This window comes from Brevibacterium sp. p3-SID960 (assembly GCF_025144725.1).
In the GTDB taxonomy this organism is placed as follows: Bacteria; Actinomycetota; Actinomycetes; order Actinomycetales; family Brevibacteriaceae; genus Brevibacterium.
This window is the reverse complement of record NZ_JALXKS010000001.1, coordinates 44,218-59,390: the sequence shown is the minus strand read 5'-3', so window position 1 is coordinate 59,390 and position 15,173 is coordinate 44,218. Positions and strand designations below refer to the sequence as shown.

General features: G+C 66.0%; 12 protein-coding genes. 10 read left to right on the top strand and 2 right to left on the bottom strand.

The genetic code is table 11. The features are described 5' to 3' along the window. Positions 1-66: 66 nt before the first annotated feature. On the bottom strand, positions 67-546 hold the full coding sequence (locus tag M3B11_RS00250) for a hypothetical protein (RefSeq protein ID WP_259874447.1): 480 nt from the start codon (positions 544-546) through the stop codon (positions 67-69). A 262-nt stretch (positions 547-808) separates the two neighbouring features. Here M3B11_RS00250 and M3B11_RS00245 point away from each other — a divergent pair, with 262 nt between their 5' ends. The 6 genes from M3B11_RS00245 to M3B11_RS00220 all read left to right on the top strand — a co-directional run bounded on the left by M3B11_RS00245 (position 809) and on the right by M3B11_RS00220 (position 8,111). Beyond that, positions 809-2,422 (top strand): carboxyl transferase domain-containing protein, encoded by a 1,614-nt coding sequence (locus M3B11_RS00245; protein WP_259874446.1) that lies wholly within the window; start codon positions 809-811, stop codon positions 2,420-2,422. Next, positions 2,422-4,434, top strand: a complete 2,013-nt coding sequence (locus M3B11_RS00240) for an acetyl-CoA carboxylase biotin carboxylase subunit (RefSeq protein ID WP_259874445.1) — start codon at positions 2,422-2,424, stop codon at positions 4,432-4,434. The genes M3B11_RS00245 and M3B11_RS00240 overlap by 1 nt, the downstream gene beginning before the upstream one ends. Continuing rightward, entirely contained in the window at positions 4,431-5,606 is a 1,176-nt protein-coding gene (locus M3B11_RS00235; RefSeq protein ID WP_259874443.1) for an acyl-CoA dehydrogenase family protein, read from the top strand. Before M3B11_RS00240 ends, M3B11_RS00235 begins: the two co-directional genes overlap by 4 nt. Before the next feature lie 109 nt (positions 5,607-5,715). Then, positions 5,716-6,387 carry a GAP family protein gene (locus M3B11_RS00230; RefSeq protein WP_259874441.1) on the top strand — a complete coding sequence of 224 codons (672 nt, stop codon included), beginning with the start codon at positions 5,716-5,718 and terminating at the stop codon, positions 6,385-6,387. 66 nt (positions 6,388-6,453) lie between these two features. After that, positions 6,454-7,695 (top strand): amidohydrolase, encoded by a 1,242-nt coding sequence (locus tag M3B11_RS00225; RefSeq protein ID WP_259874621.1) that lies wholly within the window; start codon positions 6,454-6,456, stop codon positions 7,693-7,695. A gap of 98 nt (positions 7,696-7,793) precedes the next feature. After that, complete coding sequence (locus M3B11_RS00220; RefSeq protein WP_259874439.1) at positions 7,794-8,111, top strand: putative quinol monooxygenase; 318 nt, start codon at positions 7,794-7,796, stop codon at positions 8,109-8,111. Between the two features lie 386 nt (positions 8,112-8,497). Here the strand turns inward: M3B11_RS00220 and M3B11_RS00215 are convergent, their stop codons facing one another. Further along, positions 8,498-10,189 (bottom strand): AMP-binding protein, encoded by a 1,692-nt coding sequence (locus M3B11_RS00215; protein WP_259874437.1) that lies wholly within the window; start codon positions 10,187-10,189, stop codon positions 8,498-8,500. A gap of 219 nt (positions 10,190-10,408) precedes the next feature. On the opposite strand from M3B11_RS00215, the gene M3B11_RS00210 reads away from it, so the two are divergent. From M3B11_RS00210 to M3B11_RS00195, 4 genes are all read left to right on the top strand, one after another. Continuing rightward, a complete protein-coding gene (locus M3B11_RS00210; protein WP_259874435.1) occupies positions 10,409-13,018 on the top strand; it encodes a sigma-70 family RNA polymerase sigma factor in 2,610 nt (869 codons plus the stop codon). 74 nt (positions 13,019-13,092) lie between these two features. Then, the gene (locus M3B11_RS00205) at positions 13,093-13,638 is read left to right on the top strand and encodes a MaoC family dehydratase (protein ID WP_259874434.1); all 546 of its coding nucleotides are present in this window, start codon (positions 13,093-13,095) and stop codon (positions 13,636-13,638) included. Continuing rightward, a complete protein-coding gene (locus M3B11_RS00200; protein ID WP_259874432.1) occupies positions 13,638-14,456 on the top strand; it encodes a CoA ester lyase in 819 nt (272 codons plus the stop codon). The genes M3B11_RS00205 and M3B11_RS00200 overlap by 1 nt, the downstream gene beginning before the upstream one ends. Beyond that, entirely contained in the window at positions 14,453-15,169 is a 717-nt protein-coding gene (locus M3B11_RS00195) for a peptide deformylase (protein ID WP_259874431.1), read from the top strand. Before M3B11_RS00200 ends, M3B11_RS00195 begins: the two co-directional genes overlap by 4 nt. The last annotated feature ends 4 nt before the right edge of the window (positions 15,170-15,173 follow it).

Here is a 15,173-nt window from a genome sequence, read left to right as displayed (position 1 = left end):
CGCCGGAGCAGATGCCCTCAGCGCCGCCGGAGCCGATGCCCTCAGCGGCAGGAGTTCGCGCGCGGATCAGTGCGGGCGCTTCCAGTTGTGCGCGGTGGGCAGTGAGGCACCCCGGTAGGTGATGCCGGATTCAGCGGCGGCGAAGAAGCGCAGATCTCCCAGCGGCATGCGCGCCTCGGGGCTCGGATGCAACAGCGCGGCGACAGCGGGGACGACGCACAGGGTACTGGCGGCGACGCAGATCTTCCAGTCATCGGGTTCGTATCCGCCGTGGACGTTCGGCAGGCCGTCAACGCTGCGGGCCAACCGTCCAGGCTGGCTGCTGGCCCATTCGAGCACTGTCTCGATGACCCTCGCCTGGTATCGGTCAACTGCCCGCATTTCGACGCCGCGACTGAGGGTTGCCGCGATGAGGATGCAGAAGCCGGTGACCACCGTTGCCCCGCCGATGGTGCTGCCGGAGCCGGGGGAGCGGTGATCGAGCCAGAACGCGAGCGCGATCACCGCCCAGGAGGCGACCCACAGCCAGATCAGCGTCATCGTCACGCGCCTGAGGAGTCGGCCGCGCCGCCAGGCGCGTCCGCAGGCGGCAGCGAGGACTCCACACTGATGTCCTGCCGCCGTGCCGATCGGTGCACGCAAGTGGCAGGACTGCCACTGCCGGGGAGCCGGGCAGCCGCGGGTGTCAGCCGGCAGCAGCGCGCGCCGTCAGAAGCGCTGGCCGGCAGCTGTGTTGTCCCTCACGTGAATCGTTCGCTACCATAAGACTCGGTTAACGATCATTAACTGAACTGTCGGGAGATCACATATGCCAGTCATCGGCTCACCGGTCAATCCCGCCACCGCAGAGGCCAACGCATCCGCCCACGCTGAGCTCATCGCCGAGCTGCGCCAGCGGATCGAAGCCACTGCCCACGGCGGCTCTGAGAAGTCACGCGAGAAGCACCTCGCGCGCGGCAAGCTGCTGCCGCGTGACCGCGTCGAGAACCTCCTCGATCCCGGTTCGCCGTTCCTGGAGCTCTCCCCGCTGGCCGCCGGCGGCATGTACGACGACGCCAGCCCGGGAGCGGGCATCATCACCGGCATCGGCCGGGTCGCCGGACGCGAATGCGTCATCGTCGCCAACGACGCCACTGTCAAGGGCGGCACCTACTATCCGATGACGGTCAAAAAGCACCTGCGCGCTCAGGAAGTCGCACGCGAGAATCGCCTGCCCTGCATCTACCTCGTCGACTCCGGCGGGGCGAACCTGCCCAACCAGGACGACGTGTTCCCCGACCGCGAGCACTTCGGCCGGATCTTCTACAACCAGGCGACCCTCTCAGCCGCCGGGATCCCGCAGCTGGCCGCCGTCATGGGCTCCTGCACCGCCGGCGGGGCCTACGTCCCGGCGATGGCCGATGAATCGATCATCGTCCACGAACAGGGCACGATCTTCCTCGGCGGCCCGCCCCTGGTCAAAGCCGCCACCGGCGAGGTCGTCACCGCCGAAGAGCTCGGCGGAGGCACCCTGCACTCCCGCACCTCCGGTGTCACCGACCACCTGGCCGCCAATGACTCCCACGCCCTGGAGATCATGCGCGACATCGTCGCCACCCTCGGGCCGAAGGACGCCCCGGCCTGGCAGCGCACCGAACCCGAGGCACCGGCCCATGACCCGGCCGAGCTCACCCAGGTCGTCCCGACCGACTCGAAGGTCCCCTACGACGTCCACGAGGTCATCGCCCGGATCGTCGACGGCTCGAAGTTCCACGAATTCAAAGCCGAATACGGCACTACGCTCATCACCGGCTTCGCCCGCATTGACGGCCACCCCGTGGGCATCATCGCCAACAACGGCGTGCTGTTCGGCGAATCGGCCATGAAGGGCGCGCACTTCATCGAACTGTGCGATCAGCGCGACACTCCGCTGCTGTTCCTGCAGAACATCTCCGGCTTCATGGTCGGCCGCGACTACGAAGCCGCCGGCATCGCCAAGCACGGCGCCAAGATGGTCAACGCCGTGGCCACCGCCCGGGTGCCGAAGTTCACCGTCGTCATCGGCGGCTCCTATGGTGCTGGCAACTATTCGATGTGCGGGCGCGCCTACAGCCCGCGCTTCCTGTGGATGTGGCCCAACGCCCGCATCTCCGTCATGGGCGGTGAGCAGGCCGCCAGCGTGCTGGCCACCGTGCGCCGCGATGCCATCGAAGCCCGCGGCGAGGACTGGCCGGCCGAGGCGGAAGCCGAGTTCAAGGCCCCGATCCTCGACCAGTACGAAGCCCAGGGCAACCCGTACTACTCGACCGCCCGCCTGTGGGACGACGGCATCATCGAACCCGCCGACACCCGCCAGGTGCTCGCACTCGCCCTCGAAGCCTGCCGGTATGCGCCCCTTGCCCGCCCGCTCGACGCGCCAGGCTATGGCGTCTTCAGGATGTGATGACCGTGAAGCTCTTCGACACAATCCTCATCGCCAACCGCGGCGAGATCGCCCTGCGCGTCATCCGCACGTGCCGGCGCCTGGGCATCCGCACCGTCGCCGTGTACTCCGATGCCGACGCCGAGGCCGCCCACACCCGGGCAGCCGATGTCGCCGTGCACCTCGGCCCGGCTGCCGCGAACGAGACCTACCTCGTCATCGACAAGGTCATCGCCGCAGCCCAGGCCACTGGTGCGCAGGCGATCCATCCCGGCTACGGCTTCCTGTCTGAGAACCCCACATTCGCCCGTGCCTGCGAAGAGGCCGGCATCGTGTTCCTCGGCCCGAGTGCTGCTGCGATCGAGACGATGGGGGACAAGATCGCCGCCAAGCAGGCGGTGGCCAGCCACAGCGTGCCGCTCGTGCCCGGTGTCTCCGAAGGCGGGCTGAGCAATGAGCAGCTGGCCGCCGAGGCGGTGAAGATCGGCTTCCCGGTCCTCATCAAGCCCTCGGCCGGAGGCGGCGGCAAGGGCATGCACGCGGTGTTCGAGGAATCCGAACTGGCCGACAGGCTCGCAGCTGCCCGCCGTGAGGCGGCAAGCTCGTTCGGCGATGACACCCTGTTCCTCGAGCGCCTCGTCGCCGCTCCGCGCCACATCGAGGTGCAGGTGCTCGCCGATGAGCACGGCAACGTCATCCACTTAGGCGAACGCGAATGCTCCCTGCAGCGCCGCCACCAGAAGGTCATCGAAGAGGCCCCATCGGCGCTGCTCGACGAATCCACCCGCGCCCGGATCGGTGAGGCCGCCTGCAACACCGCCCGCTCGGTCGGCTACTGCGGGGCCGGCACGGTCGAGTTCATCGTCGCTGCCGATCAGCCCGATGAGTTCTTCTTCATGGAGATGAACACCCGCCTGCAGGTCGAGCATCCGGTGACCGAGGAGGTCACCGGCATCGACCTCGTCGAATGGCAGATCCGGATCGGCGCTGGTGAGGAGCTCAGCCTCACCCAGGACGACATCACTCTGGACGGCCACGCGATCGAGGCCCGCATCTACGCTGAGGATCCTTCCCGCGGCTTCCTGCCCACCGGCGGCCAGGCCATCGACGTCATCACCCCGGCAGGGGAGGGCATCCGCGTCGATGCCGGACTGACCGCCGGGCAGTTCATTGCCTCGGACTACGACCCGATGATCGCCAAGCTCATCGTCCACGCCCCGGACCGGGCCAGTGGGGTGCAGAAGCTCTACGACGCTCTCGGCCGCACCGCAGTGCCCGGCATCGTGACGAACATCGACTTCCTGCGCACCCTCATGAGCCGCGAGGACGTCAAGGCGGGCGAGCTCGACACCGGGCTCATCGACCGGATGAGCGAGGACGAACTCTCCCATGCCCCCGCTGAGCTCGACCTGCTCTTCGCGGCTGTGGCGATCATCGACCGCCAGCAGCGGGCGGCGACTGCCGCTGGTGCGGTGACCGTCGACGGCGCCGACCCAGCCGGCGCCTCGGCGTGGGACCGGCCGACCGGCTGGCGCACCTCGCGCCCGGTCGAGGTCACGATGCCGCTCGTGCACGCCGGGACCGAATACGAGGCGATCTGGCGTGGCGAGCAGGTGCGCTGGTCTGCAGACGGCCAGTGCCGCCTTGTCAGCGGTGGGCAGACCCACCGCGCGCGGGTCGCCGTCAGCGGCGAGAGCGTGTGGGTGATGAGCGAACGCGGCATCTTCGCCTTCACCCGCCCGCAGGCCGACACCGCCCTTGACCCCGGTGCCGCCGGGGCCGACATCACCGCCCCGATGCCCGGCGCGGTCATCGACGTGCGCGCCGCAGACGGCGCCGAGGTGACCGCCGGCACGCCGGTCGTCGTCGTCGAGGCAATGAAGATGGAGCACGTGCTCACCGCCCCCGCCGACGGGATCGTGCACCTGAAGACCCAGGTCGGCACTCAGGTCGCACTCGACGAGGTGCTCGCCACCATCGTCGACACTGACGCAGAAGAAGACAACCAGGCTGACAGTAAGGAAGAATCATGACGCAGACATTCACCCCCGGCATGCTGCCCGAGGAGTACGAGGACCTGCGCCTGCAGGTCGCGAAGTTCACCGACACTGAGGTCGCGCCGGTCAGCGCCGAGCTCGATGCCAAGCGCGAGTTCCCCTATGCGCTGGTGAAGAAGATGGGCCAGATGGGCCTGTTCGGCCTGCCGTTCGACGAGGAGTACGGCGGCATGGGCGGCGACTACTTCGCCCTGTGCCTGGCGATCGAGGAGATCGCCCGGGAGAACCAGTCGCTGGCCATCACCCTCGAAGCCGCCGTGTCGCTCGGTGCGATGCCGATCTACCGCTTCGGCACCGAGGAGCAGAAGCGCGAATGGCTCCCGCAGCTCACCGACGGCTCCGGCCTGGCCGCCTTCGGGCTGACCGAGCCGGAGGCCGGATCCGATGCCGGTGGGACGAAGACGAAGGCCACGCTGGCTGACGGTGAGTGGACGATCAACGGCGGCAAGTGCTTCATCACCAATTCCGGCACCGACATCACTCGGCTGGTGACCGCCACCGCGGTCACCGGCACCCGCACCGGCCGGGACGGTGCGCAGAAGCCGGAGATCTCGACGATCATGATCCCGGCGGGCACCCCGGGCTTCACCGTCGAGCCGAAGTACGACAAGGTCGGCTGGAACTCCTCGGACACCCACCCGCTGACCTTCGAAGACGTCAAAGTCCCGGAGGAGAACCTGCTCGGCGAACGCGGCCGCGGCTACGCGAACTTCCTGCGGATCCTCGATGAGGGCCGCATCGCTGTCGCTGCACTGTCGACCGGTGCCGCACAGGGCTGTGTCGATGAGTCGGTCGGGTACGCCAAGGAGCGCACGTCGTTCGGCAAGCCGATCTCGGAATACCAGGGCATCTCGTTCAAGATCGCCCGCATGGAGGCCCGTGTTGTGGCCGCCCGTGCGGCCTACTACCTGGCTGCCTCGCGGATGATCGCAGGGCTGCCGTTCAAGAAGGAAGCCGCTGTGGCGAAGATGATCGCCGGTGAGGCCGCGATGGACAACGCCCGCGACGCCACCCAGATCCACGGCGGCTACGGCTTCATGAACGAGTACCTCGTCGCCCGCCACTACCGCGACTCGAAGATCCTCGAAGTCGGCGAAGGCACCACTGAAGTCCAGCTCATGCTCATCGCCCGCGATCTGGGGCTGTGAGGAGGGGCTGACTCGCCTCTGACGGCGGGTGCCTCCTGTTCGGGAGGTGCCCGCCGTTGTGGGTCTGCCGCGCCCGAGGCAGGTCTCCGGTCGTGCTTGAATGGTGACGATGACTGCCACGCTGCTCCTCCTCGCCGGGCTCGCACTGCTCGATGCCACGAGCATCGGCACACTCGGCATTCCGCTGTGGATGCTGCTGGCCCAGCGGGTGCGCATCAGCCTCGTGTTCGTCTATCTGGCAGTTCTTGCCGCGTTCTACTGGCTGGTCGGCATCGCGCTGTACTACGGCGGGCTGGCGGCCTTCAGCTGGATCGGTAAATGGTCAGCCATCCCGTGGATCGAACTGGTCCTCGGCGTCATCTGCCTCGCCTCGGCATTCCTGCCCCGCAGGCTGTGGGAGGGCCAGGTGGGCTTCGCCAACCGATTCCAGGACAAGGTGGCCGTCACCGGCACCTTCGCCACCGCCTCGGGCCTGGCGCTCATCGCCGGTCTCATCGAGATCACCGGCATGTACCCCTATCTGGCCGGTATCGGCATCACCATCAATGAGGGCCTGCCCGGCATTCTGACGCTGGCAGCCTACGCGGTGGTCATGGTGCTGCCGGCCCTCATCCTCACGATCATGCGGTTGCTGGTCCACGAGCGGATCGAACCTGCGCTCGCCGGTTTCCGCGCCTGGGTTGAGCGCAACACCGGCACTGTCACCGCGGTGACCTTCTTCGTCATCGGCGTGCTGCTCATCTTCGACGCGGTGGTCAATCGGTTCGGGTGGATCGGGTAGCGCGGCAGATAGGCTGAAGGGACGCGCATGAACAGCGCTGACCACGGAAACGGAGGACCTATGCCCATCGACGCGCCGCTCACCTCAGCCGAGATCGACCGCCAGCTCAGCACCTTGCTGCCGCAGCTCGAAGAAGAGTACCGGGAGTTCCACGCGCATCCAGAACTGTCGATGCAGGAGGAGTGGACCGCCGCCCGCATCGAGGAGCACCTGCGCGCCCTCGACCTGACCCCGCAGCGCTTCGGCGGCACCGGCGTTGTCGCCGTCATCGACAACGGCACCGGACCGGTGGTCGCCTACCGGGCGGACACCGACGGCCTGCCGATCGCCGAGGACACCGGCCTCGACTACGCCTCGACCGCCCGGGGCACCCTGCCCGACGGTACCGAATCACCGGTCATGCACGGCTGCGGGCACGACACCCACATCACCGTGGCGCTCGGCATCGCCCGGCTTTTGACCGCAAACCGCGGGGCCTGGTCCGGCACCGTCGTGATGATCTTCCAGCCCGGAGAGGAGACCGCCCAGGGCGCACTCGCGATGCTCAACGACGGGCTGTGGGATCAGGTGCCCAGGCCGCAGGCCGTCTACGGTCAGCATGTGTGGCCCGGCCGGGCCGGCCACGTCAGCCTGTCGGTCGGCACTGCGATGGCGATGTCGGACTGCCTGCGCGTGACAGTGCACGGCAAGCAGGCGCACGGCTCCCAGCCCGAGGCGGCGATCGACCCGATCGTGTTGGCGGCGTTCATGATCACGCGTCTGCAGACGGTCGTGTCCCGCGAGATCTCCGCACGCGAAGCGGTGGTGGTGACGATCGCGACGGTCAAGGGCGGGCTGAAGGAGAACATCATCCCGGACTCCGCGGAGTTCACGATGAACATCCGCACCTTCAGCGAAGGGATCCGCGAAGAGGTCCTCGCCGCGATCGAACGGATCATCAAGGCCGAAGCGCAGGCCTCGGGGGCGCCGGAGCCGTCGATCGAAGAGATGTACCGCTTCCCGCGCTGCTACAACAGCCCCAGCCATGCCGAGGAGCTGTTGGAGGTGTTCGCTGAGACGATCGGTGAAGAGAAGGTCGAGCAGACCGATCCAGCGACCGGGTCCGAGGACGTCGGCTTGTTCGGCGACACCATCGACGTGCCCTACGTCTACTGGTTCTTTGGTGCCTTCTCGGAGGAGAAGATGGCCACCGAAGGCGGCCCGGCCGGCAATCACTCGCCGTTCTTCGCCCCGGATGAGGTTGGTACGACGCTGGGGACCGGTGTGCGGACCGGGATCGCTGCGATCCTGCACGAACTGCGGCGCTGAGCGAGCTGCTGGCTGCGCGGACTGCTGGCCGCAGTGGGTCAGATGTGCGATTCTTGCAGGTGAGACCGTTTGATCGAGTGTCGCGCCGAGGAGGCATCGTGTATTTCATCGTCGTCAAGTTCCCCGTCAAGGATGAGAGCGTCGAACAGTGGCCGGAGATCGTCCGCGAATTCACCGAGGCGACGCGCGCAGAACGGGGCAACCTGTGGTTCGAATGGTCACGCAGCCTGGAGAACCCGAACGAGTTCGTCCTCTGCGAGGCATTCACCGACGACGGCGCTGAGCCGCACGTCACGAGCGACCATTTCGCCAAGGGCCTCGAAGCGATGAAGCCGCACCTCACCGCGACCCCGAAGATCCTCTCCCGTCAGGTCGACGGCGACGGCTGGGACGAGATGGGCGAGTTGAAGGTGTGAGCTGACTGCATAGTGCAGTCGAACGGCTAGCGTCCAATAGTGAATGTACTTCGCTAGAACAATAGGTATCATTCCTGATCAAGAAGTATGCTCCCCGCGCACGCGGGGAACAGTGCATCTACGCAAGCAGCCAAGGGCTCAACTCCGATCGGTCGGAGGGGGAGATGCGTCACTTACTGTACACCGAAGGGAACGAGCGCCTTGATCCTCTTGGCGTAGGTGAAACGCCATCATTGCCCCACGCACGTGCAGGCTCTTCCTCCTCGGGCACTTCGGGAATTCATGCCAGCGAACGCGAAACCGGACGACGCGAACCACTTCGGGATCGGCCAGCACAGACGCCTTGGACGGTTGTCGTGTGTCTACCGGGCAGTTCACTGCTGTTCTTACCCCACCAGTTCCTCGGCTTTCGCCCGCAGCTCGACCTTGCGGATCTTGCCGGAGACGGTCATGGGGAACTCGTCGGTGATCTGCAGGTAGCGGGGGATCTTGTAATGCGCCAGCTGGCCGGAGCAGAACTCGCGCAGCCGGTCGATCGTCAGCTCCTCAGCACCGTCGCGCAGGATCACCCAGGCCATGAGCTCCTCGCCGTACTTCTCATCGGAGACCCCGACCACCTGCACGTCGCGGATCGCCGGATGCTGGTAGAGGAACTCCTCGATCTCACGCGGGTAGATGTTCTCTCCACCGCGGATCACCATGTCTTTGATCCGGCCGGTGATGTTGAGGTACCCGTCGTCGTCCATGATCGCCAGATCCCCGGTGTGCATCCAGCGCGCGGCGTCGATCGCCTCGGCGGTCTTGTCCGGCTCCTGCCAGTACCCGAGCATGACGCAGTAGCCGCGTGTGCACAGCTCGCCCTTCTCACCGCGCGGCACCGTCAGCCCGGTGACGGGATCGACGACCTTGACCTCGGTGTGCGGCATCACCCGGCCGACGGTCTCGGTGCGGCGCTCCAGGCTGTCATCGGTGCGGGTCATCGTCGACACCGGCGCAGTCTCAGTCATGCCGTAGCAGATCGCCACCTCGGACATGTGCATGTCGCTGATAACCCGCTTCATCACCTCTACAGGGCAGGTCGAGCCGGCCATGACGCCGGTGCGCAGCGTCGAGAGGTCGAAGTCGGTGAAGTTCGCCAGCTCCAGCTCAGCGATGAACATCGTCGGCACACCGTACAGCGATGTGGCCTTCTCATCGGCGACGGCCTGAAGGGTCGCCTGCGGGTCGAAGCCGGGGGAGGGGATGACCGCGCACGCCCCGTGGGAGTAGATGTCGAGGTTGCCGATGACCATCCCAAAACAGTGGAAGAACGGCACCGGCAGGCACACGATGTCCTCTTCGGTGTAGCTGAGCAGCTCGCCGATGAAGTAGCCGTTGTTCAGGATGTTGTGGTGGCTTAAGGTCACGCCCTTGGGGAAGCCGGTGGTTCCCGAGGTGTACTGGATGTTGATCGGCTCGTCGGCTCCCAGCTCGGCACCGAGTGTTGCCAGCCGCACATCGGCTTTGACCGCTGGACGCTCCATGAGCTCCCGGCCGCGCTCGAGCAGGTGGGCGAAAGATTCCGACTCGTCGAGGCCACCGGCAGGCTTGGTGACCACCGCCTCGGCGGCGGTGTCGATGAAGACCAGCTGCAGGCCCGGCACGCTGCCGGCCACCTCGCGGGCGAGGGCCACGAAGTCCGAGTGCGGGGCGGCCATCTGCGAGATGAGCAGCGTCGTGCCCGACTGCTTGAGCACGTACTCGAGCTCATGGGCGCGGTAGGCGGGATTGATATTGACGAGGATCGCGCCGATCTTCGCCATCGCGTACTGCACGATCGTCCACTCCGGCAGGTTCTGCGCCCAGATGCCGACCCGGTCGCCCTTGGCGATCCCGCGGTCGATGAGGCTCATCGCCACCGCATCGGAGTCGCGATCGAGTTCGGCGTAGGTCCAGCGGCGGCCGGTCGGGGCGTCGACGAGGGCTTCGCGGTCGGCGAACCGGGCGACGTTCTTCTTGAAGTTCGCACCGATCGTGTCGCCGAGCAGCGGCTGGGACGACGTGCCCGAGGTGTAGGAGAGTTCTCGTTGCGCGCTCACGTGATGGCTCCTCTGAAGGATCGGGGTGTGACTGCCGTCACCAGGTTGTGGTGCTCATCATAAACACCCGATACGCGACTGACGAGTGCGGGGAGGGGTGGGGTGCTGGAAGGGCTTCGGTGAGCGCTGCGTGCCGGAGTGAGTGTGATGTCTGTCAATCCGCATACACTCACTTATAAGACGGCTGATATAGGTCGCCGGTTAAGAAATGAGGTTGCGATGACCATCATGGATCCCACGCCGATCAGGCGGCAGCCCTCGGGGCGCCTTGACGAAATCGAGGCTGTGTTGCCGAGATTGCGAACAGAACCGGCTGAGCCTCACGACCCGTTCCTTGCTCTCGTGCGCGGACGGCCAGCGCGAGAGGTGAACCCCGGCCTGTGGGATTGGCAGGCAGAGGCGTTGGATCGCTGGCACGCATCAGATTGTCGAGGTGTCATCGAGGCAGTGACCGGTGCCGGCAAGACGATGGTCGGCATCACCGCTGCATACGAGGCGTGCCGAATGGGAGTCAAGGTCCTGGTGCTCGTGCCGACTATTGAGCTGCAGGAGCAGTGGTTTTCGCGACTGAACACGACCCTGCCCGATGCTCTCGTCGGCATGTTCGGCAACGGGCGCCGCGATTCGCTTCGGGACTGCGACATCGTCATTGCAGTCGTCCACTCTGCTGCCCGCAGCGAGCAGCTGGCAGACCACCACAGTGGTCTTCTCATCGCTGACGAGACTCATCGCTACGCGGCCCCGTCCTTCGTGCGTGCGCTCAGTGAGCGCTTCTCCTACCGACTCGGTCTGACTGCCACCTATGAGCGGCCGGATGAAGCACACAAGCACCAATTGGATCCCTACTTCGGCGGAGTCATCTTTCGCCTGTGGTACGACCGCGCGCTTGAAGACGGCGTGATCGCCCCGTTCGATCTCGCCTTCGTGAGCATCGATCTGAACGCCGACGAACGCTCAAACTATGAGAGCTTCAGCAGCAGGATGAACAAACTCGAAAGTCCCCTTCGGCACAAGCTCCGGCTGGTCGGTGCTCCTGTGGGGAAGTTCTTCATAGCAGTCTCCCGCCTCGCCGGTCGGCGAGACGATACGAGTCCGGCTGCTGTGATGGCGCGCCGCTATCTCGACGCGATGAACCGCAGGCAGTCTGTGCTGTCGAATGCCCGAGCCAAGCTTCGGCTTTTGGAGGAGCTTGCTCCGGTTGTCGCGAAATCGGATGGAACCCTCGTTTTTGCCGACACGATCGACAGCTCAACTCAAGCCGGCGCTGTCCTCAGTTCGGCAGGGGTCAAGTGTGAGTCGATCAGCAGCGACTCGCCGCCGGAGACCAGGCGCGGGGCTCTCAGCCGCTTCGGCCATGGTCATGCGCAAGCGCTGTGCGCGCCCCGGATCCTCGACGAGGGAATCGATGTGCCCCGAGCCGACCTCGCGATCGTGGTTTCCGGGTCGAGACAGGCCCGTCAGACCATTCAGAGGCTCGGCCGAGTCATCCGGCGCAAGCCGAATGGCGGCAGAGGGCGCTTCGTTCACGTCTTCGCCGCACGGACTGCTGAGGATCCATTCGAGCGCAAGAGCCGCCAGTACGCTGACATCGAACAGTTCGCAGATCGTGTCGGACATTTCACCGGTGACGAAGTCCGAAGGCTCAGGCGCTTTCTCCTCGAAGGTCTGCGTCAGATGCCGCCACCGGCTGCTGAACCGCGCGCCGAAGCGGAGGAGCCGCTGGCTGTCGATACGGTGCTCAGGCCTGAGCCTGTCGTGGTTCCGGAAGCTGGGGACCCAGAGCCGAATGAACCTACGTCGTTACCGACGGACTCCGGGCCCGCTGAAGACGGGGCGTTTGAGATCGTCCTTCGGATACCGGATGGACGGAAAGCTGACGCAGACGAGTTGAGGCCGCAGCTCGGCGGCAAGAGCTTGCACGACAGCACCAAGCTCTATCTGATCGGCATCGGCAAGGTGCCGTTGCTCACCGCTGAAGATGAGGTCGCGCTGGCGAAGACCATCGAAGCGGGGCTGTACGCGGAGTACCTCTGGCGGAACGAACATTACTCCACACGACGAGAACGTCATGACCTCGAAGCGATCGTGCGCGAGGGCCGGGAGGCGAAAGAGAAGTTCATCGTCGCCAACCTCCGCCTGGTGGTCAGCGTCGCGAAGCAGTATGCGTCGTACACAGATAAGCTGGAGTTCCTCGACCTAATCTCTCACGGAAACTTCGGATTGGTCCGGGCCGTTGAGAAATTCGACTACACCCGATCGCAGAAGTTCTCGACCTATGCGATGTGGTGGATTCGGCAGTCGATAACGCGGGCGATGGCCGACGAGGATCGCACTATCAGGCTGCCGGTTCATGTCGTCGAGGATCTCAACGCACACCGAAAATGTGAGCCCGGCCGTGCCTGTGGGCACGCCGCGGATCGCTTGCACCGGGTTCAGCAGATACAGCCTCGTTCGCTGGATCTCATCCTCGACGACGAAAAGCTCGTGGGGCTCTTCGCCGAAAGGTTCAGTCGGATCGAGATGCAAACGCGGGACAGCCACCACACTCTTCCGCACCCGGAGGACGAGATGCTGCTGCGCGAGCGCAAAGCAGCGGTCAATGCAGTCATCGACCAGTTGCTTGGACCCCGCGAGGCTGACATCATCCGACGCCGATTCGGATGGAGAGGCGAGCCGCAGACCCTCGAGGTCATCGGCCAGGCGTACGACGTGACGCGGGAGCGGATACGGCAGCTAGAGCGGGACTCGCTGAAAACCCTCAAGGAGTTCATGACGCGGCACCTTTCGGTTGTCTTCACTAGCGATGAAGAAGACGTTCCGGCTGGCTGATGCTCGGTCGGAGCCGGCCCCAGCATGGGAGCCACCCGAGTGCCCTGTGTCACCCCGGCTTGTACGCTTGAGCCATGACTGAGAACACGCCATCGCCTGAGCAGAGCGGCACCGCTGACGCCGCCGAGCCCACCCACGTCATCCAGCAGCGTGGGCTGTGGTTCGAGGAGTTCGAGATCGGCGCGGTGTACAAGCACGCCCCCGGCCGAACGATCACCGAGGCTGACAACACCTGGTTCACCGCCGTGACGATGAACACCCAGGCACTCCACCTCGACGCCGCTTTCGCTGAGACCGAGCCGTTCGGCCAGCGCCTGGTGAACTCGATGTTCACCCTCGCCACCCTCGTCGGCCTCTCTGTCTCCCAGCTGACCCAGGGCACGATCGTCGGCAACCTCGGCTTCTCCGAGGTCGCGTTCCCTGCACCGCTGTTCCACGGCGACACCCTGTATGCGGAGACGAAGATCGTCGACAAGCGTCTGTCGAACTCCCGGCCTGGCCAGGGCATCGTGAGCCTGGAGCACATCGGCCGCAACCAGCACGGCGAGATCGTCGCCAAGGCCGTGCGCAAGACTATGGTCTTCACCTCCGATCACGCCACCACAGGCAAGGAGGTGTGATGTCCTTCACGTTCGCTCCCGCCTGGCTGTTCGTCCCGGCCGATCGCCCGGACCGCTACCGCAAGGCCGCTGACCGCTCCGATATCGTCATCGTCGACCTCGAAGACGCCGTCGCCGAGGCGGACAAGGCTGCCGCCCGCAAGGCGCTGGCTGAGCACTGCGCCGGCGACGATGCCCTCGATCCTGCCCGCACCGTCATCCGGGTCAACGCCCCAGACACTGAGCATTTCTCCGCAGACCTGGAGTTGCTCGGAAGGCTGCCGTTCACTCACGTCATGCTGCCCAAAGCAGAAGACGCCACCGGGCCCGAGGCGCTGGCTGAGTACCAGGTCATCGCCCTCATCGAGACGGCCACGGGCGGCATCAACGCCGCTGAGGTCGCCGCCGCCGACAACGTCGCAGCCCTCATGTGGGGTGCCGAAGACCTGACCGCCGACTTGGGCGGCGGGTCCTCCCGCAAAGCCGATGGCACCTACCGCGACGTCTGCCGCACCGTGCGCTCGCTGACCCTGCTGGCGGCGAAGGCCCACGGCAAGCTCGCCCTCGATTCGATCTGGGCGGCCATCGACGATCTCGACGGCCTCGCGGTCGAGACCGAGGATGCCGTCGAATCCGGTTTCGACGGGAAGGTCTCGATCCACCCCAAGCACATCGCCGTCGTGCGTGAGGCGTTCGCCCCGACGGAGGAGCAGCTGACCTGGGCGCGTGAGGTGCTCGCACTCGCTGAGACCTCCTCGGGCGCCTTCAGCTACGAGGGCAAGATGATCGACGCCCCACTGCTCAAGCACGCCCAGACGATCGTGGCCCGCGCCCGATGACCGCACGCACAGCCAGCGCCGCACCGGCCACGGACTTCGAACCGCCCAGCCGCGCCGAGCCGACTACCGTCGCCGAACAGGTTGAGGCCGCACTGGCCGCAGCAGCCGACAACGACGGGATCATCCCGATCGTCGAAGCCGGGCACCCGGTGCTGCGCCAGACGACCGAGGAGGTCGACGGGCAGATCGACGACGCGACCCTGCAGGGACTCGCTGCAGCGATGCGTGCCACGATGCAGGCCGCACCCGGTGTCGGGCTCGCCGCCCCGCAAGTCGGCATCAGCCTGCGGATGTTCGTCATCGAAGACCCGGCGCCGGTGCTCGGTGAGGTCGCCCGCATCCGCGAGCGCACACCGACACCGTACGCGGCGATCGTCAACTCCCATTACCAGGCCGTCGGTGATGAGCAGGTGGCCTTCTATGAGGGCTGCCTGTCGATTCCCGGTTACCAGGCCGTCGTCGCCCGCCCGCGCACGATCGCACTCACCGGCCACCACCTCGGCGGCGGCAGCATCGAACGGGAGATCACCGGCTGGCAGGCGCGCATCGTCGCCCACGAGACCGACCACCTCGATGGGGTGCTCTACACCGACCTGGCCGAGATGCGCTCGCTGGCCACCTCAGCGCAGGTGGCGCGCTGGTGGAGCCAGCCGAGTGCTGCCGAGGCCGCCCGCGCGCTCGGCTTCGACCTGCCGGACTCCCCGATCCTGTGACCCC

Bases quoted from the DNA above. Each gene is read 5' to 3' on its own strand.
- M3B11_RS00245 (WP_259874446.1), top strand. From the start codon at position 809: ATGCCAGTCATCGGCTCACCGGTCAATCCCGCCACCGCAGAGGCCAAC.
- M3B11_RS00240 (WP_259874445.1), top strand. From the start codon at position 2,422: ATGACCGTGAAGCTCTTCGACACAATCCTCATCGCCAACCGCGGCGAG.
- M3B11_RS00235 (WP_259874443.1), top strand. From the start codon at position 4,431: ATGACGCAGACATTCACCCCCGGCATGCTGCCCGAGGAGTACGAGGAC.
- M3B11_RS00230 (WP_259874441.1), top strand. From the start codon at position 5,716: ATGACTGCCACGCTGCTCCTCCTCGCCGGGCTCGCACTGCTCGATGCC.
- M3B11_RS00210 (WP_259874435.1), top strand. From the start codon at position 10,409: ATGACCATCATGGATCCCACGCCGATCAGGCGGCAGCCCTCGGGGCGC.
- M3B11_RS00205 (WP_259874434.1), top strand. From the start codon at position 13,093: ATGACTGAGAACACGCCATCGCCTGAGCAGAGCGGCACCGCTGACGCC.
- M3B11_RS00200 (WP_259874432.1), top strand. From the start codon at position 13,638: ATGTCCTTCACGTTCGCTCCCGCCTGGCTGTTCGTCCCGGCCGATCGC.
- M3B11_RS00195 (WP_259874431.1), top strand. From the start codon at position 14,453: ATGACCGCACGCACAGCCAGCGCCGCACCGGCCACGGACTTCGAACCG.